Origin of the sequence: Paraburkholderia sp. UCT31 (genome assembly GCF_014397655.1) — a bacterium.
In the GTDB taxonomy this organism is placed as follows: domain Bacteria; phylum Pseudomonadota; class Gammaproteobacteria; order Burkholderiales; family Burkholderiaceae; genus Paraburkholderia; species Paraburkholderia tuberum.
The window spans coordinates 127234-144815 of record NZ_VZQP01000005.1; the positions used below are offsets into that span (position 1 = coordinate 127234).

The following is a 17582-nucleotide window of genomic DNA, read 5'->3' on the forward strand; positions in this document are numbered from 1 at the left end:
GGGACCGCGGAGGGCATCAGGATGAAGGCGGAGCCACGTCGTTCCGCGCGAGACCCGTCTGAGTTCGGATAATGCGGCCGGCTCCGGCTGGCGGAAGCATCCGCCGAAAGCCGAGCATTGTAGCACTTCAGCAAAAACGCTCGTGACGGCTGGCCGGCCGGCGGCTCGCGGCCGTTGCTTCGGTCGCAGCGTAGTGCGCACAGACGACAGTGGCGTGACAGCCGGGCACTTCGGCGGGCGGCGCGCGGCGTTCGTCAGCCGTCCCCGCGCCCGCACTGGCCCCATTGCGAACGGTCGCCCGCCCCCGCTCACGTCAGATCGCCCCTCACCACGTCTCGCGCATCACCATCAGCCGCATCGCGGTCATGTCCTCGATCGCGTAGCGCACGCCCTCGCGCCCGAGCCCCGAATCCTTGACGCCGCCATACGGCATGTTGTCGACGCGGAACGACGGCACGTCGTTGATCACGACGCCGCCCACTTCGAGCGCATCCCACGCGCGATGCGCATGCGCGAGCGAATCGGTGAACACGCCGGCCTGCAGGCCGAAGTCGCTGTCGTTGACCTGCGCGAGCGCCGCCTCGAAATCGTCGAAGCGCTCGAGTATCGCAACCGGTCCGAACGCCTCCTTGCGATACAGATCGGTGTCGCGCTTCACGCCTTCCAGCAGCGTCGCCTCGAACATCGCGCCGTCGACCTTGCCGCCCGCGACGATCTGCGCACCCGCCTGCACCGCCCCCTCCATCCAGCCAGCGAGCCGCTTCGCTTCCGATTCGGAAATCATCGGCCCGACGAAGGTCTTTTCGTTCTTCGGATCGCCCATCACGAGCGACTTCGTCTTCGCGATCAGCTTCTCGCGCAGCGCGTCGTAGACGCTCGTGTGCGCGAGAATCCGCTGCACGCCGATGCAGCTCTGCCCCGACTGATAGAACGCGCCGAACGCGAGCCGGTCGACCACGTAGTCGAGCTTGCCGCCCTGGTCAGCGTCGACGATCGCCGCCGCGTTGCCGCCCAGCTCCAGAATCACCTTTTTCTTGCCGGCTTTGCGCTTCAACTCCCAGCCGACCGCGGGCGACCCGGTGAACGACAGCAGCTTGAAGCGCTCGTCGGTCGTGAACAGGTCGGCGCCGTCGCGATGCGCGGGCAAAATCGAGAACGCGCCCTTCGGCAGGTCGGTTTCCGCGAGAATTTCGCCCATGATCAGCGCGCCGACCGGTGTGCGGCTCGCCGGTTTCAGCACGAACGGCACGCCGGCCGCGATCGCCGGCGCGACCTTGTGGGCGGTCAGGTTCAACGGAAAATTGAACGGCGAGATGAACGAGCACGGCCCGATCGGCACGCGCTTCACATAGCCGTGATACCCGTTCGCGCGCGGCGAAATCTGCAGATTGACGATCTCGCCGTCGATCCGCACGCTCTCCTCCGCGGCGACCTTGAACGTATCGATCAGGCGCGTGACTTCGCCCTTCGAATCGTTGATCGGCTTGCCCGCCTCGATGCACAGCGCGAGCGCGAGTTCATCGTAGCGCTCGCGAAAGCGCTTGACGCAATGTTCGAGCACCGCCTGGCGTTTGAACGGCGGGTAGGCGCGCATGGCGGGCATCGCATCGACCGCCAGGCCGATCGCCTTGTCGATCGCGGCCGCGTCGGCCATTGCGACGCGCGTGGCGACTTCGCCGCTGAATTTGTCGGTGACTTCGAGATCGGTGTTGGCGGCCACCGGCTCGTTGGCGAGGTAGTACGGATAGGTTTTCTGCAACATGTCGCGTTCTCCTAGATTCGATGCAGAGGCTCAAAGCCGCGCGGACAGCCGCTTGATCTCGCGATTGAGCACGCGCTCGTTGTCCGAATAGTCGATCGGCACGTCGATCACGTGCACGCCGGGCGTCGCGAAGCACTCGCGCAACAGCGGCGCGAACTGCTCGGCCGCCTCGATCCTATGCCCCTGCGCGCCATAACTCTGCGCATAGGCGACGAAATCCGGGTTCGCAAGCGTCATGCCGTAGTCCGGGAAGTTCATGTTCTCCTGCTTCCAGCGGATCATGCCGAACGCGTCGTCGCGCAGAATCAGGATCACCAGATCGAGCTTCAGCCGCACCGCCGTTTCGAGCTCCTGCGAGTTCATCATGAAGCCGCCGTCGCCGCACACGGCGATCACCTTGCGCTCCGGATGCACGATCTTGCTCGCGATCGCCGACGGCAGCCCCGCGCCCATCGACGCCAACGCGTTGTCGAGCAGCAGCGAATTCGGCTCGTGCGCGCGGTAGTAGCGCGCGAACCAGATCTTGTACATGCCGTTATCCAGACACACGATGCCGTCGACCGGCGTGGTCTCGTACACGTCGTTGACGATCCGCACCGGGTACATCGGGAAGCGATCGTCGTGCTGGCCCTTCACCAGATGCGCCTCGAAGTGCTCCTTGATCTCCTTGAAGCGCGTGAAGTCCCAATGCTCCTGACGCGTCTTCAGGCTTTCCTTGAGCTGCCACACCGCGTTGGCGATATCGCCGACCACTTCGATCTGCGGGAAATACACCGGATCGACTTCGGCGCCGAGGAAGTTCACGTGGATCACGGTCTTCTCGCCCGCTTCGCCGCTGCGCATGAAAAACGGCGGCTTTTCGATCACGTCGTGACCGACGTTGATGATGCAGTCCGCGAGCTCGATCGCGCGGTGCACGAAGTCGCCGTCGGAGAGCGTCGCGTTGCCGAGCCACATCGGATGCGATTCGTCGATCACGCCCTTGCCCATCTGCGTGGTGAAAAACGGAATGCCGATCTGGTCGACGAACTCGCGCAGCATCTTCGTGGTGGTTTTGCGGTTGCCGCCCGCGCCGATCATCAGCAGCGGATGCTTCGCGGCGGTGATCGCCTCGACCGCGCGCGCGACCGCCTTCTCCTCGGCGACCGGGCGGCGGCTGTAGCTCTTCGGAATCGGCTTGCCATCGCCCTCCTCGTGCGCAACGTCCTCGGGCAATTCGAGGTGCGTGGCGCCCGGGCGTTCCTCCTCGGCGCGGCGCACCGCCTCGCGCACCGTCGCCGGAATATTGCCGATCGACACGATCTGCCGTGTGTACTTGGTGAGCGGCTCCATCATTCGCACCACGTCGACGATCTGGAAGTGCCCCTGCTTGCTCGATTTGATCGGCTTCTGGCCCGTGACCATCAGCATCGGCATCCCGCCCAGCTGCGCGTAGGCGGCCGCGGTCACGAAGTTGGTCGCGCCGGGGCCGAGCGTCGCCAGACATACTCCCGTGCGGCCGGTGAGCCGCCCGTAGGTGGCGGCCATGAAGCCGGCCGCCTGCTCGTGGCGCGTGAGGATCAGACGGATTTTCGAGCGGCGCAGCGACTCCAGCAGATCGAGATTTTCTTCACCGGGGATGCCAAACACATACTCGACACCTTCGGCTTCCAGCGATTTGACGAACAGGTCCGATGCTTTCATTGAGGGTCTCGCTTGATGACTCGGGGAACGGACAATCGAAGACGACAACGACGGCTGCGCGCGAAACACCGCTCCGCGCGCGCGGCATGGCAAACGGCATGGCGAACGCCATGCCGGACAGCTTACTACTCGAACGGAAACGATGCGCGCGAGCGCACGAGGCGGCGCGGGGAACAGGAAGCCAGGCGCGAGAAGAAGCAGGCGGCGGTCGGGGATGAAGCCGCCGCATGCGGTGCACGTGTCCGCCGATCAGCAAATCAGCGAATCACGGTCACGCAGTCGGAGAGAATCGGCGGCGCGTTCTCGCCGCTCGTCAGGTCGTACAGGTTGGCGCGCGGACCCTTGGTCCACCACGTATAGCTGCCAGCCTGGTACTTCGCACCGGACGCCGAGATCGTGTTGACGAACAGCATCGACGCGCCTTTCACCGGCAGCACGGCGAAGCTCTGGCCGTTCTGCGCGTTCCAGTAGGTGACTTGCAGGATCTTGCCGGTCGCGCAGGTGTATTTGCGCGTCTGATGGTTCTTGCCCTCGAAGTGCTTGAACTGCAATGGCGCGGCCGATGCGCCGCCGGAAGATGCCGCCAGCCAGGCCACCGTCCATGCTGCCGCCGTGAGGATTGCAACACGCCATGTCTTCATCGAACACCTCGATTGTTGCGGGGGTCAGGCAGGGAAGGCAACACCGGCAGCGACGCCGGTCACGGCCGAGTCACGGCCGAGTCACAGGCAGCTCATGGGCGATTCACGGACAGCTCGACGACGCTTCAAGGATCGATCACGCCGGCACACGCATCGGTCGGCGCAGCGGCGACGTGGCCGACCACCGGCACGATCTTCAGTCCCGCCGAAGCGATCCGGCACGGCGCGGCCGCGAGCCCGCAGCCGCTGATGCCGGCGCACAGCGCGAACGCCACGCCGAGTGCGCCGACCCGGCGAAGCGCGCCGCGCCATGGATTGCTGCGAGATTCAAGCGCCATACGATCCTCTACTCCGATCTCTTTGCTTCGATAAGCCAGAAACGAATGCGGTGGGCTCTTTCGTGTGCGTCCCGCACACTTTTGCGCCGCGCCTCGCCGCCTGCCCGTTACTTCGCCGACACCGGCCGCACCGCGGCCGCCGCCTGCCTGGCACGCGAGCGCGCTTGCCCGATGTTCTCGCCGGTCGCGAGCGCGACGCCCATGCGACGTTTGACGAAGCTTTCCGGCTTTCCGAACAGGCGCAGATCCGCATTGGGCACCGCAAGTGCGGCCGCGACGCCTTCGAACGCGATGCCGGCCTCGTCGCGACCACCGTAGATCACTGCCGACGCGCCCGCCGCACGCAGCGACGTATCGACCGGCAGGCCGAGGATCGCGCGCGCATGCAGTTCGAACTCCGAGAAGCGCTGCGAGCACAGCGTGACGAGCCCCGTGTCGTGCGGACGCGGGCTGACTTCCGAAAACCATACGTCGTCGCCGCGCACGAAAAGTTCCACGCCAAACAGGCCGCGGCCGCCGAGCGCCGCCGTCACCTTGTGCGCGATCTCGCGCGAACGCTCGAGCGCGAGCGGGCTCATCGGCTGCGGCTGCCACGATTCGACATAGTCGCCCGCGACCTGCACGTGGCCGATCGGATCGCAGAAATACGTGCCGACCGCGCCGCTCGCCGGGTCGATCGCGCGCACGGTGAGCTGCGTGATTTCGTATTCGAAGTCGATGAAACCCTCGACGATCACGCGCCCGAAATTCACGCGGCCGCCCGCCATCGCGTACTGCCAGGCGGGTTCGACGTCGGCGTCGCTGCGCAGCACCGACTGCCCCTTGCCCGACGACGACATCACCGGTTTCACGACGCACGGATAGCCGACCTTCGCGATGCCCGCGCGCAGCTCGTCGAGCGAATCGGCGAATGCGTACGGCGAGGTCGGTAGACCAAGCTCCTCCGCAGCGAGGCGGCGGATGCCTTCGCGGTTCATCGTCAGTTGGGTGGCACGCGCGGTCGGGATCACCTCGGCGAGCGCCTCGGTTTCGATCGCGGCGAGTTCGTCGGTGGCGATCGCCTCGATTTCCGGGACGATCAGATGCGGGCGCTCCTGCTCGACCAGCGCGCGCAGCGCGGCGCGGTCGGTCATGTCGATCACATGCGCGCGATGCGCGACCTGATGGCCCGGCGCGTTCGGGTAACGGTCGACGGCGATCACTTCGACGCCCAGCCGTTGCAGCGCGATGATCACTTCCTTGCCGAGTTCGCCGGCGCCGAGCAGCATCACGCGCGTCGCGGATTCAGAAAGGGGCGTGCCGATCCGTTGGCCGATCTGCATGGGAACTCCAGATAAAAGTCGGGATGAGGGTGGGATTGGATAGACCGCGATGTTAACATGCGGGCCCCTTGCCGCGCGGCGCTCAGGGTGCGCTTTCGGTGCGCTCGCGAGGCCGTGGCGGTCGAGCGGAACCGTGCTGCCGCGTCGACGTTCGCAGCCGCGATCACGTCACCGCGAGCATCGCTCGCGCACGACAAGCTTAGTACGTTACCCTTACGCCTTCGCCAGTTTGAACAGGAACGACGCCATGCTCATCCGCTCCCGCCCGCGACCTCTTGCGCGCATCATTCCGTGCCTGCGCACGGCCGTCGCCGCGTTGAGCATCGCCGCGCTGCTCGGTGCCTGCGCGATCCCGAAGCATCCGGACTCGTCGGCGCCGCCGCCTGATCCGTTCAATCCCGCCGCCGCGCAACTGCTCGACGACACCAGCTGGGTGCTGAGCTCGTGGAAGAACGCCGACGGCACGGCGCGCGCGGTGCCGTCGGAGGATCAGAAGCCGCTCACGCTGACGTTGTCGACCGAAGGCGGCCGGCGTCACGCGAGCGGCTTTTCCGGCTGCAACCGCTTCATGGGTTCGTACATGCTGAAGGACGGCAAGCTGAGCTTCGGTTCCCTCGCCGGCACACGCATGGCGTGCGTCTCGCCGGGCGGCGACATCGAGAAGCCGTTCCTCGATGCGCTCGAGCGCATCGATCGCACCGGCGTGCAGATGCGAGCGCCGCAGCAGATGCAGCTGATCCTCGACAACGGCGACACCCTGATGTTCGATCGCAGCGACAAGTGATGCGAGTTTGCGCCGCGTTCGGGATTCGCGCCGGCCTTCGAAGCCGCGCGCTGCGCCGTTTAAACTCGACGGATTGCGCTTCTCGCGCGCTCCGTCATTCGTAGATGTCTGGTATGCACACGGTAGTTTTCGGCTGGTTCGGCGGGTCGGCCGTCTGGTTCATTCCTCTTTTGTGGCGCCTCGTGAAGTCGATGCTGCCGGGCGGCGCGGGTCTGCGCGGCCCCGGCACGATCCGGCTGTGGCTCGGCTTCGTCTGCGTGCTGATCGCGAGTTGCACGCTCGAGGGCTCGCTGATCGGCATCGCCGGCATCAATGGTTTCGGTCGTGCGCTCGCCGCGGGGCTTGGACATGTGCTCGGCCATGTCGGCACGCCGCTCGCGGCGCTCGCGCTGCTCGTGATCAGCCTGCCGTGGCTCGTCGACTTCCGCTGGAGCGACGTCGCCGTTTGGGCCGACGGCGCGTTCGGCCTCGGTCTGTCGCGGGGACTCGCGAAGCGCGACGAGGATGCGCGCCGCCACCGCAGCGTCGACGACGGCGCGCCGTCGCATGTGTCGCCTGCTACCAACACGATGGCGCCGCGCAATAGCAAGGGTCGCTACGCGCGGCCGACGGTGTGGCGTCCGCCCGCGAGCGGGCGCGGCGCGGGCTCCGCCGCTGCTGCCGGCACCGCGGCGGCTGGCATCGCGGGTAGCAAGGACGCTTCCGCCCGTGGCGCCGGCGCAAGCTGGCGAGCCGATGCGGCCGCCGACGCGGCGCGCGGGCCGGTCAAGCAGACCGAGCCGGTGTTACGCACGGGGTCGAGCGCGTCGCCGCGCCCCGCAACGTCGACGGCAACGCAGGCGCTGCACGCGGACAAGGCTGCGGACAGATCCGCCGCACCATTCGTGCCGACCGAGCCGGTCGCGCCGGCCGGCTGGCTGCGCACCACGGAGCCGCGCGCGGCGACGGCATCGCTGGGTGCGGCGGGTGCTTCGGCCGCATCGGGCATGTCGGCTCGTGATGGCGCTGCGCAGATCGGGCGGCGCTCGGTCGGAGATCAGCGTGCGGCCGCGTCGTTCGGCTCCAGTGCCGCGTTGGCGGCGACGGCCGCCAACGCGGCCGGCGTGTCGGCGCGAGCGGCACAGGCAATGGCGGGCCGCGCCGCCGCCTCGGGCGCCGGTATCGGCATCACAGCGGGATCGATGAATGCCGCGGGCCGCGCAAGCCGCCCGTCGTCGCTGTCACGTCCGGCCGACGGCAGCGCGCCGCTCAATCGCGGCGCGAGCCCGCGTCAACCGTTCCCGGCCGCTTCGCGCGCCAACGGCGCGACCTCGCCGTCGACCGTGCGCCGGCCTACACCGAACTTCACGCGAACGATGACGAACGCGTCGACGGTCGCGCCGCCCGCGAGCGTCGAGGAAACGCTGCGCAGCATCGCGGAAAACGCCGCGCGCTGGACCGACATGGCCGGCGTGAGCCTGGCGCGCAGCCGTGGCGCCGATAGCGCGAAGATTGACGATGCAGAGCGTGCGTCGACGACGTTCGATGTGCCACCGGCGCAGCGGGACGTGCTACCTGTCAAAAACGGCGAGACGGTTGCGGCGCCGCAGGCGCAGAGCGTGGAGAGTTCGGCGCGGATGGTGTCGCCGGCGCAGTCGCAGCAAGAAACCGCATCGGTCGAGTTGCCGGCTGAGCGTGCGGTGGCCGAGTCCGGGACGTCGGTCGAGGGCGGCAACGAAGCGGTTGCGCAATGGCCGACCGAACCGCCCGTCATTCATGCGCCGCTTACGGCTGCGCCGCAGACGACGACTGCAATCGAGTCGGTGGCCGACGTGGCTGCTGCGGCTGTCGAATCCGCGGTTGTCGAGCCATCGGCATCCGCTGTGGCTGAGCCTGCCGCCACCGAACCCGCCGCAAGCGCGCCGCAACATGAGTCGCCGACGGCGACGCCATTCGAGCGCTTCGCAGCCAGCCTACGGGACGATGCTTCGCAAGAAGACGCACCGGCGGTCCAAAACGATTCGACGCAGACAGCGACAAACACCAGCGTCCCGGCATCGCAGAGGGAGGAATCCGCGCGAACCGTCGAACCGGCCACCGCCGACACCGCGACGCCTCCGCAAGCGCTGGCTCCGGTAGGCGAAATCGTCATCGACAAGATGCTCGTGCCTTGGGAGAGCAGGCTCGGCCCCGCCGCGGCTCAACGCGCGGCCGCGTCAGCGGACTCGCCGCAGACGGAGGCCGCCGCGCCGTCGAGCACAAGCGTGCCGCCGTGGTCCGGCGCGACGGTCTCGGAGCTCGCGAGCGAACGTGCGCAGTCAGGTGAGCCCGCGACGTCGCACGCCCCTGCCCTGCCCGCTGTGAACGAGCCCACGAACGAGCCCGCGAACACCCCCGCAAACGACTCGCCGTCGTCGACTTCGACGAGTGCGGCGAACCTCGCTATGCCGGCAACCGCACCGGCCGTCGTCTCGAACGTAGTCCGTTTCCCGGGCTTCGCCGCGCCGGCGACCAGCATCGAGCCTTCGGTCGGCGCAAGCACAACGCCTGTCGCGAACACGCCGGCCGCCGAACCATCGCCCGCTCCGTCGTCCGCTCCGTCGTCTTTACCCGCGCTAACACCGCAACCGCAGGCCCAATCCGCCGACCAACCCACTACCGAGCCCGCCGGCCGCCCGCCGCTGCGCGGCCACGCGCCGGTCAACGGCTTCGAGTTCCACGCGCCGGCCGCATCGATGGTCGAACTGCCGACGCTCGATCTGCTCGCCCCCGCCGATGCCGACATCGAACCGATCCCGGATGAAAAGCTCCGCGAAACCGGCCTGCTGATCGAGCAGCGCCTGCAGGAATTCAAGGTGCCGGTGATGGTGGTCGGCGCATCGGCGGGTCCGGTCATCACACGCTTCGAAGTCGAACCGGCGCTCGGCGTGCGCGGCAGCCAGATCGTCGGTCTGATGAAGGACCTGTCGCGCGGTCTCGGTCTCACGTCGATCCGCGTGGTCGAAACGATTCCGGGCAAGACCTGCATGGGCCTCGAACTGCCGAACGCGAAGCGCCAAACGATCCGCCTCTCGGAAATTCTCGAGGCGAGCGTGTACCAGAACTCGCACTCGCGACTCACGCTTGCGATGGGCAAGGACATCACCGGCCATCCAGTCGTCGCCGATCTCGCGAAGGCGCCGCACATGCTGGTGGCCGGCACGACCGGCTCGGGCAAATCGGTCGCGATCAACGCGATGATCTGCTCGCTGCTGTTCAAGGCGACGCCAGAGGAAGTGCGCCTGATCATGATCGACCCGAAGATGCTCGAACTTTCGGTTTACGAAGGGATTCCGCATCTGCTCGCGCCGGTCGTCACCGACATGAAGCTCGCGGCCAATGCGCTGAACTGGTGCGTCGGCGAAATGGAAAAGCGCTACCGGCTGATGTCGGCCGTCGGCGTGCGCAATCTCGCCGGCTTCAACCAGAAGATCCGCGACACCGAGGCGAAGGGCAAGAAGCTCGGCAACCCGTTCTCGCTGACGCCCGATGCGCCCGAGCCGCTGGCGCCGCTGCCGCTGATCGTCGTCGTCATCGACGAGCTCGCCGACCTGATGATGGTCGCCGGCAAGAAGATCGAGGAGCTGATCGCGCGGCTCGCGCAGAAGGCGCGGGCGGCCGGCATCCACCTGATCCTCGCGACGCAGCGGCCGTCCGTCGACGTCATCACCGGCCTCATCAAGGCGAACATTCCGACGCGCGTCGCGTTCCAGGTGTCGTCGAAGATCGACTCGCGCACGATTCTCGACCAGATGGGCGCCGAGTCGCTGCTCGGCCAGGGCGACATGCTGTTTCTGCCGCCGGGCACCGGCTACCCGCAGCGCGTGCACGGCGCGTTCGTCGCCGACGAGGAAGTGCATGCGATCGTCGAATATCTGAAGCAGTTCGGCGAGCCACAATACGAGGAAGGCATTCTCGACGGCCCGGCCGCCGATGGCGGCGCGGCCCAGGACCTGTTCGGCGAAGCGCCGGATGCGGAAGCCGATCCGCTGTACGACGAAGCGGTCGCGTTCGTCGTACGCACGCGGCGCGCGTCGATCTCGTCGGTGCAGCGGCAGTTGCGCATCGGCTATAACCGCGCGGCGCGGCTCGTCGAACAGATGGAGACGGCCGGCCTCGTGTCGGCGATGAGCATCAACGGCAGCCGCGAAGTGCTGGCGCCGGGGCCGGCGGAATGAGCGCCCGGTGAATCGCTAACCGGGTCGGCGATGATCCGGAAGAAAAAACGGACAGCCTCAGGATGTGAGCTGTCCGTTTTTCATTTACCCGCGCGTGCCGCGCATCACGACGGTGATACCAGCTTGAAGTCGACCGGCGAGCCGAGGTCGAAATGCTGCTTCGGATTCGGATCGAGCAGCCCCGTCTGCGGATCGCGCTTGAACACATAGACCGTGTCGCTCAGCTGATTGCCGACGATCAGCCAGTTGCCGGTCGGATCGATGGTGAACTCGCGCGGCGATTTGCCGAGGCTCGACTGCCGGCCGATCTGCTTCAGGTGTCCAGTGGCGGGATCGACCGAGAAGATCACGATCTCGTTCGCGTCGCCGCGATTGGACGCATACACGAAGCGTCCGTCCGGCGACATATGGATCGCCGCCGCGCCCACCTTCCCCTTGAAGTCAGGCTCGCTCAATGGCAGTGTCTGCACGAGCTTCAGCCTGCCGTCGTGGTAGTCGAACGTGCTGACGGTCGCCGCGAGTTCGCTCGTCAGATACGCGTGCTTGCCGTCCGCGCCAAAGATCAGATGGCGCGGACCCGTGCCGGCCTTCTGCTGCGTGTAGCCCCAGTCCGTCGCGATGAATGGACCCGCGCCGGCGCTGCTCTGCGGCGCGTAGCGGTACGAGTACAGCTTGTCGGCGCCGAGGTCCTGCGCGAACAGATAGCGGCCGTCAGGCGAGAACACGGTCGAATGCACGTGCGAGTTGTCCTGCCGCCCTTTCACCGGACCGCCGCCCTCGTGATGCACGGTCTGCACCGAGGTGCCGACCCGGCCGTTCGCCTGCAGCGGAAACACCGCGAAACTGCCGCCCGGATCGGGCGCGACCGAATAGTTCGCGCTCAGCAGATACTTGCCGTCCGCCGAGATGCTCAGATAGCACGGATCATTGCCGTCCGACGACACCTTGTTCAGAAACGTCAGCTGCCCGCGCGCGGCATCGAAGCCGAACGCGCTGATCCCGCCGCGCTGCGTGGCCGGGCCGTTGTCACCGGGCAGTTCGTTGACCGAATAGACGAAGCGGCGGTCGCGGCTCACGACCAGAAACGACGGATTGACCGTCTGCGCGACCGACACCTCGGTCGCCGCGCCCGTCTTCGTATCGAAGCGAAAGACGTAGATGCCCTCGCTCTTGCCGCTGGTGTAAGTACCGACCAGCATCGTATAGACGCCGTCCGCGGGGACCGGGCCAGAATCTTGCGCATACGCGTGCGAAGCAACAATCGAAACCATGAGCGCGAAACCTCTTATTATCGAACGGGCGGCCCGCAACGGCACTGGCCGCGTTGCGCGCCGGGCGGTGCTTTCCGCCGTGCAATCCGCGGCAGATGGAGCGGCGCGGTCTGCGCCACGCGGACGGGAACCCTGAAATGCAACACTGGCAAGAACAGAAGTAAAAACGGAAGTCGGAACTGGGCGCACGGCAACACGCCCGACGGCACGGCGACTGTGAAGCATGAGACCTCCTCGACATCGGTTGTCTGGTACGGGCTCGCGTATGAGCCGGGGTACGAGCGGTTGTAACGGTGTCTGGTCTGCCGCGCCGCGAATCGAGCGTCGTTCCACGTTGTTGTTGTCGAAGTCAGTATAAGAGCGTCAGGTCGGATCATGCAGTGAATCCACCGCTGCGGCACGGTCTGCGCCAGCGGCTTGGGTCCCGCGCGGCGGGACGTTTTTCAATCGTTTTCTCAATCGCGCATCACGCGTCTCAACCACGGAGTCTCCATGAACGTCACTCTCAGCCTGGGCCCGCTCGTTTCGCTGATCGCCGGCATCCTGATCCTGATCATGCCGCGCCTGTTGAACTACATCGTCGCGCTTTACCTGATCATCATCGGCATCATCGGGATCTTCGGCGTGGGCTCGTCGCATCTGTGAGCGACAGGCGCCGCGACGCCGGGCGTGAGATTTGCGTCCGGTATCGAGGTGGTTTCGCACGAAGGGAAGGTTCGCTGGGTGCCAGCGCCACTCGCCCGTGTGAGAGCGCGGCAAACGTCACGCCATGACCTATGCGGGAAGCGGGCATCGCGCGCAAGATGGACGCGCGCGACCGCCCGCGCCACGCGAACGATCGACCTGACGCGACGCGGCGTGAAGATACGGATAGGAAATGCGAAGGCGCGGTACGAAGGGATGCGGCGAATGGCCGGCGCGGATACGCCAGGAACCTGCGCTACGAACGCTCGGCCCTACCGCTCAACCGTTCGCCAGCTGTTCGAGCCGCAGGCGCCCCTGCAACGACAGCGCGCCGACCGCATAATGATCGGCATCCTGCTGATAGCGCCGGAAGCAGGCCCGCTCGACCAGGAAGGAGGCGGCAGCCAGCATGCCGTTGCGGCTCAGGCCGAGCCGGCCATGATCGAGTGGCAACATGGAGTCGCCGGCAAGCTGGCTGGCGGCCGAGAGAATCGTGATGCAATCGGATTTCGAAGGGTTCAGCATGGCTTTCGTCCTCGGAAACGGCGTCTGCAACCGCCATGAGCAAGGCCGATTCGCAGTCCGGCAGGTCGCCGGACATCGGCATGAAATTTGATTGTATGCATGGATTTGACAATTTTCCAACCCGCGTTTTGCCGCACTGTGCGGTGAACCAAACACTGCCGATCGTGGTCCGGTAATAACGCCCACTCGAAGCGCGGCTGCTGTGGCCGTCCGTAATAACGACTCGTTTTCCGACACGCTTTCCATGCCTGCACACATCGAAGACTACGCACTCATCGGCGATGGCCATACCGCCGCGCTCATCTCCCGCGAGGGTTCCGTCGACTGGCTCTGCTGGCCGCGCTTCGACTCGGGCGCCTGCTTCGCCGCGCTGCTCGGCTCGCCCGACAACGGCCGTTGGCTGCTCGCCCCCGCTACCGGGGGCGAGCACGGCGCGCCGACCATCACGCGGCGCTATCGCGGCGAAACGCTGATCCTCGAAACCGACTTCGAAACGCCCGACGGCGCCGTCACGCTGATCGATTTCATGCCGCCCGGCAACGGCTGGTCGGAGCTGATCCGCATCGTCGTCGGCAAGCGCGGCACCGTGCGCATGAAGATGGAACTCGTGCTGCGCTTCGACTACGGCTTCTCGATTCCGTGGGTCGACAAGCTCAAGCACGACAGCGGCATCAAGGCGATCGTCGGCCCCGACAACGCGGTGCTGCGCACGCCGGTCGAACTGCACGGCGAAGACATGAAGACCGTCGCGGAATTCACGGTAACCGAGGGCGAGCGCGTGCCGTTCTCGCTCGCGTACGCGGCGTCGCATCTGCGCATTCCGCCCGCGCGCGATCCGCACACGTCGCTCGCGCGCACCGAGAACCACTGGCTCGAATGGGCGGCGCGCGGCACCGTCGAAGGACGCTGGGCCGGGCCGATCCGCCGCTCGCTGATCACGCTGCGCGCGCTCGCCTACGAGCCGACCGGCGGCATCGTCGCGGCGCCCACCACGTCGCTGCCCGAGCGGCTCGGCGGCACGCGCAACTGGGACTACCGCTACTGCTGGCTGCGCGACGCGACCATCACGCTGCTCGCGATGATGCGCGGCGGCTACTACGACGAAGCGCGCGCCTGGCGCAGCTGGCTCGGCCGCGTGATGGCGGGCGCGCCGGACCAGTTGCAGATCATGTACGGCATCGGCGGCGAGCGGCGCCTGCCCGAATCCGAAATCGACTGGCTGCCCGGCTACGAGGGCGCGAAACCGGTGCGCATCGGCAACAATGCGGTCGGGCAGCGTCAGCTCGACGTCTACGGCGAGGTGATGAACGCGCTGCATCTGGCGCGCGTCGGCGGCCTGCAGGCGGACGTCACCGCGTGGAGCGTGCAGCGCGCGATGCTCGAGCACCTGAGCACGATCTGGCGCGAACCCGACGAAGGCATCTGGGAGACGCGCGGCGGCCCCGAGCATTTCACGTTCTCGAAGGTGATGGCGTGGGTCGCGTTCGACCGCGCGATCCGCTCGGCCGAAATGTTCAAGCTCGACGGCCCCCTCGACGAATGGCGCGCGATGCGTGACACGATCCACGCCGAGGTCTGCGAGAAGGCGTGGAATCCGCAGCTCAACGCGTTCTCACAGTACTACGGCAGCGATCGGCTCGACGCGAGCGTGCTTCTGATGCCGCTGGTCGCCTTCCTGCCGCCGCAGGATCCGCGCATCAAGGGCACGGTCGAGGCGATCGAGCGGGACCTGATGCACGGCGGCTTCGTGCTGCGCTACCGCACCACGGAATACGACGACGGCTTGCCACCGGGGGAAGGCACCTTTCTTGCGTGTTCGTTCTGGATGGTGGATAACCTTGCGCTGCAGGGACGCGTGCAGGAAGCCATCGAGATGTACGAGCGGCTGCTCGCGCTGTGCAACGACGTCGGCCTGCTGTCCGAGGAGTACGACCCGGTCGATAAACGTCTCGTCGGCAATTTTCCGCAGGCGTTCTCCCACGTGGCGCTCGTGCACACCGGACTGAACCTGATGAAGCACGAGCAGGAGATGGCGCAGGCGACCGGCCATCCGGCGCATAACGGCATCCGCGCGATGGAGCTTGAGGATCAGGCAAGCCCTGATAGCGGCGGAGCAGCATCGCCATTAGCATGACGCAGTGACAATTTGCGTACACTGAATGCGAATATTGTTGCATTGCACAAATTTGCCTTGTTCGATATTATCGATCTGACTGTCGGCCGACAATAATGTGCCTACAACCACAATGGCCCGCCGCAACGCCTCACGCGTGTTTGCGAAGCCCCATGCGAACCGCTTAAAACGGAGCAAACATGCTCTATCAATTTCACGAATTCCAGCGGGCGATGTTGAGCCCCCTCACCGCCTGGGCTCAGGCCGCATCGAAATCATTTGCGAATCCGGCCAGTCCGCTAGCCTATGTGCCGGGCGCCACGCGCCTTTCCGCCGGCTACGAACTGCTTTACCGGCTCGGCAAGGACTACGAAAAGCCCGAGTTCAATATTCACCAGATTGTCAAAGACGGCCATAACATTCCGATCGTCGAGCAGACGTTCATCGAAAAGCCGTTCTGCCGTCTGATGCGCTTCAAGCGCTTCGCGGACGACAGCGAAGCTGTCAGCCAACTGAAAGACGAACCGGTCGTGCTCGTCTGCGCACCGTTGTCAGGACACCACGCCACACTGCTACGCGATACCGTGCGCACGTTGCTGCAAGACCACAAGGTCTACATCACCGACTGGCTCGACGCGCGCATGGTGCCGCTAGAAGCCGGCTGGTTCGGTCTGAACGACTACATCGCGTATATCCAGGAATTCATTCGCCATATCGGCGCGAAGAATCTGCACGTGATCTCGGTGTGCCAGCCGACCGTGCCGGTGCTCGCCGCCATTTCGCTGATGGCGAGCCGCGGCGAGGACACGCCGCGCACGATGACAATGATGGGCGGCCCGATCGACGCACGAAAGAGCCCGACCTCGGTCAATTCGCTGGCCACGCAGCACTCGTACGAGTGGTTCGAGAACAACGTGATCTTCACGGTGCCGCCGAACTATCCCGGCGCGGGCCGCAAGGTCTATCCCGGCTTCCTGCAGCACACCGGTTTCGTCGCGATGAATCCGGAGCGTCATGCGGCGTCGCACTGGGATTTCTACCAGAGCCTGCTGCGCGGCGACGAGGACGACGCCGAAGCGCACCGCCGGTTCTACGACGAGTACAACGCGGTGCTCGACATGGATGCCGATTATTACCTCGACACGATCCGCGTCGTGTTCCAGGAGTTCCGTCTTGCCGAGGGCACGTGGGTCGTCAACGGCGAACCGGTGCGGCCGCAGGACATCACGACGACCGCGCTGTTTACGATCGAAGGTGAACTCGACGACATTTCCGGCGACGGCCAGACTTACGCGGCGCACGACTTGTGCAGCGGCATTCCGGCGAAGAACAAGCGTCACTTCACTGCGGAGAAATGCGGCCACTACGGCATTTTCTCGGGCCGCCGCTGGCGCACGATCATTTACCCGCAATTGCGCGACTTCATTCTCGAGCACAACAAGGCAGCAAAAACGGCGAAAGAAAAAGTCGAAGCCTGAGCATCAAACTTGCACTAGCATATAAAAAGCCAACGGTCCCGTTCGAGGCCGTTGGCTTTTTTATCGCGCTTTGTTCGTGATACTGATTTTTTGCCGCGGCCATGATCACCGCGGCACTGCCCGTTACTTTCTCAACAAATACGCGAGCAGCAGTTCGGTATTCATCTGAATCACCTCGCTGCGTTCGGCGGCGCTGCTGAAATCGCGGCCGAGCGTCGCCTCGAGCGTGAAACGGTTCGACACGATGTAGTAGCCCATGCCCGAGAGCGTCACGTAAAAGCGCAGCGGGTCGATGTTCGTGCGAAACAGCCCCGCGCGCTGCCCACGTTCGAGAATGCCGCCGAGCGTGGCGACGATCGGCGAAATCATTTCGCGTATGCGCGTGGACTTCTGCATATAGCGTGCTTCATGCAGATTCTCGTTGTTGATGAGCCTCAACAACTCGGGATGATCGCGGTAGTAGTCCCACACGAAATGCGCGAGACGCGTAACCGCCTCGACCGGCGCGATTCCGTTGAGTTCGAGCGTGCGTTCCGCTTCGTTGAGCGCGCTGAACGCGTGCTCGAGTACCGCGGTGAATAGCTGCTCCTTGCTACCGAAGTAGTAGTAGAGCATTCGTTCATTGGTTTCCGCGCGGCGAGCGATCTGATCGACTCGCGCGCCGAACAGCCCTCCATTTGCAAACTCTTCCGCCGCCGCGAGCAAGATGCGGCGCCTCGTGCCTTCAGGATCTCTTTTGATTTTCGGCTGATTCATGGTGGCATCGTCTTCGTGAGCCGCGTTCT

The 17582-nt window shown here is 65.6% G+C and carries 13 protein-coding genes; 5 read left to right on the forward strand and 8 right to left on the reverse strand.

Features of this window, described 5'->3' with window-relative positions; genetic code table 11:
• Window positions 1-325 precede the first annotated feature (325 nt).
• The 5 genes from F6X40_RS05290 to purT all read right to left on the reverse strand — a co-directional run bounded on the left by F6X40_RS05290 (window position 326) and on the right by purT (window position 5746).
• The gene (locus F6X40_RS05290; RefSeq protein ID WP_187627048.1) at window positions 326-1762 is read right to left on the reverse strand and encodes an aldehyde dehydrogenase family protein; all 1437 of its coding nucleotides are present in this window, start codon (window positions 1760-1762) and stop codon (window positions 326-328) included.
• 30 nt (window positions 1763-1792) lie between these two features.
• Window positions 1793-3445, reverse strand: coding sequence for an acetolactate synthase large subunit (locus tag F6X40_RS05295; protein ID WP_187618145.1), 1653 nt, complete (start codon window positions 3443-3445; stop codon window positions 1793-1795).
• A 257-nt stretch (window positions 3446-3702) separates the two neighbouring features.
• Complete coding sequence (locus tag F6X40_RS05300) at window positions 3703-4086, reverse strand: MliC family protein (protein WP_184065663.1); 384 nt, start codon at window positions 4084-4086, stop codon at window positions 3703-3705.
• A gap of 125 nt (window positions 4087-4211) precedes the next feature.
• Entirely contained in the window at window positions 4212-4424 is a 213-nt protein-coding gene (locus tag F6X40_RS05305; protein ID WP_090803657.1) for a DUF6726 family protein, read from the reverse strand.
• Between the two features lie 107 nt (window positions 4425-4531).
• Complete coding sequence (gene purT, locus F6X40_RS05310) at window positions 4532-5746, reverse strand: formate-dependent phosphoribosylglycinamide formyltransferase (protein WP_187627049.1); 1215 nt, start codon at window positions 5744-5746, stop codon at window positions 4532-4534.
• Between the two features lie 247 nt (window positions 5747-5993).
• Between purT and F6X40_RS05315 the strand changes: the two genes are divergently transcribed.
• Both F6X40_RS05315 and F6X40_RS05320 read left to right on the forward strand, forming a co-directional pair.
• On the forward strand, window positions 5994-6530 hold the full coding sequence (locus F6X40_RS05315) for an META domain-containing protein (RefSeq protein WP_184065657.1): 537 nt from the start codon (window positions 5994-5996) through the stop codon (window positions 6528-6530).
• A gap of 113 nt (window positions 6531-6643) precedes the next feature.
• Window positions 6644-10726: an FtsK/SpoIIIE family DNA translocase gene (locus tag F6X40_RS05320; RefSeq protein ID WP_187627050.1), complete on the forward strand. Its 4083-nt coding sequence runs from the start codon at window positions 6644-6646 to the stop codon at window positions 10724-10726.
• 104 nt (window positions 10727-10830) lie between these two features.
• Here the strand turns inward: F6X40_RS05320 and F6X40_RS05325 are convergent, their stop codons facing one another.
• Window positions 10831-11997: a lactonase family protein gene (locus F6X40_RS05325; protein ID WP_184065651.1), complete on the reverse strand. Its 1167-nt coding sequence runs from the start codon at window positions 11995-11997 to the stop codon at window positions 10831-10833.
• Window positions 11998-12489: 492 nt separating this feature from the next.
• Here F6X40_RS05325 and F6X40_RS05330 point away from each other — a divergent pair, with 492 nt between their 5' ends.
• Window positions 12490-12642 carry a DUF3096 domain-containing protein gene (locus tag F6X40_RS05330; RefSeq protein WP_013088853.1) on the forward strand — a complete coding sequence of 51 codons (153 nt, stop codon included), beginning with the start codon at window positions 12490-12492 and terminating at the stop codon, window positions 12640-12642.
• Window positions 12643-12960: 318 nt separating this feature from the next.
• Here the strand turns inward: F6X40_RS05330 and F6X40_RS05335 are convergent, their stop codons facing one another.
• Window positions 12961-13206: a hypothetical protein gene (locus tag F6X40_RS05335; protein ID WP_090803648.1), complete on the reverse strand. Its 246-nt coding sequence runs from the start codon at window positions 13204-13206 to the stop codon at window positions 12961-12963.
• A gap of 244 nt (window positions 13207-13450) precedes the next feature.
• On the opposite strand from F6X40_RS05335, the gene F6X40_RS05340 reads away from it, so the two are divergent.
• Both F6X40_RS05340 and F6X40_RS05345 read left to right on the forward strand, forming a co-directional pair.
• The gene (locus F6X40_RS05340) at window positions 13451-15340 is read left to right on the forward strand and encodes a glycoside hydrolase family 15 protein (RefSeq protein WP_187627051.1); all 1890 of its coding nucleotides are present in this window, start codon (window positions 13451-13453) and stop codon (window positions 15338-15340) included.
• 179 nt (window positions 15341-15519) lie between these two features.
• Entirely contained in the window at window positions 15520-16797 is a 1278-nt protein-coding gene (locus tag F6X40_RS05345; protein WP_090803645.1) for a polyhydroxyalkanoate depolymerase, read from the forward strand.
• 123 nt (window positions 16798-16920) lie between these two features.
• On the opposite strand, the gene F6X40_RS05350 is transcribed toward F6X40_RS05345, so the two are convergent.
• Complete coding sequence (locus F6X40_RS05350) at window positions 16921-17553, reverse strand: TetR family transcriptional regulator (protein ID WP_013088849.1); 633 nt, start codon at window positions 17551-17553, stop codon at window positions 16921-16923.
• Window positions 17554-17582 lie beyond the last annotated feature (29 nt).

What these genes read in the sequence shown, in the direction of transcription:
- purT (WP_187627049.1), bottom strand. Translation starts at nt 5,746, where the DNA reads ATGCAGATCGGCCAACGGATCGGCACGCCCCTTTCTGAATCCGCGACG.
- F6X40_RS05340 (WP_187627051.1), top strand. Translation starts at nt 13,451, where the DNA reads ATGCCTGCACACATCGAAGACTACGCACTCATCGGCGATGGCCATACC.
- F6X40_RS05320 (WP_187627050.1), top strand. Translation starts at nt 6,644, where the DNA reads ATGCACACGGTAGTTTTCGGCTGGTTCGGCGGGTCGGCCGTCTGGTTC.
- F6X40_RS05295 (WP_187618145.1), bottom strand. Translation starts at nt 3,445, where the DNA reads ATGAAAGCATCGGACCTGTTCGTCAAATCGCTGGAAGCCGAAGGTGTC.
- F6X40_RS05315 (WP_184065657.1), top strand. Translation starts at nt 5,994, where the DNA reads ATGCTCATCCGCTCCCGCCCGCGACCTCTTGCGCGCATCATTCCGTGC.
- F6X40_RS05350 (WP_013088849.1), bottom strand. Translation starts at nt 17,553, where the DNA reads ATGAATCAGCCGAAAATCAAAAGAGATCCTGAAGGCACGAGGCGCCGC.
- F6X40_RS05300 (WP_184065663.1), bottom strand. Translation starts at nt 4,086, where the DNA reads ATGAAGACATGGCGTGTTGCAATCCTCACGGCGGCAGCATGGACGGTG.
- F6X40_RS05325 (WP_184065651.1), bottom strand. Translation starts at nt 11,997, where the DNA reads ATGGTTTCGATTGTTGCTTCGCACGCGTATGCGCAAGATTCTGGCCCG.
- F6X40_RS05335 (WP_090803648.1), bottom strand. Translation starts at nt 13,206, where the DNA reads ATGCTGAACCCTTCGAAATCCGATTGCATCACGATTCTCTCGGCCGCC.
- F6X40_RS05290 (WP_187627048.1), bottom strand. Translation starts at nt 1,762, where the DNA reads ATGTTGCAGAAAACCTATCCGTACTACCTCGCCAACGAGCCGGTGGCC.
- F6X40_RS05330 (WP_013088853.1), top strand. Translation starts at nt 12,490, where the DNA reads ATGAACGTCACTCTCAGCCTGGGCCCGCTCGTTTCGCTGATCGCCGGC.
- F6X40_RS05345 (WP_090803645.1), top strand. Translation starts at nt 15,520, where the DNA reads ATGCTCTATCAATTTCACGAATTCCAGCGGGCGATGTTGAGCCCCCTC.
- F6X40_RS05305 (WP_090803657.1), bottom strand. Translation starts at nt 4,424, where the DNA reads ATGGCGCTTGAATCTCGCAGCAATCCATGGCGCGGCGCGCTTCGCCGG.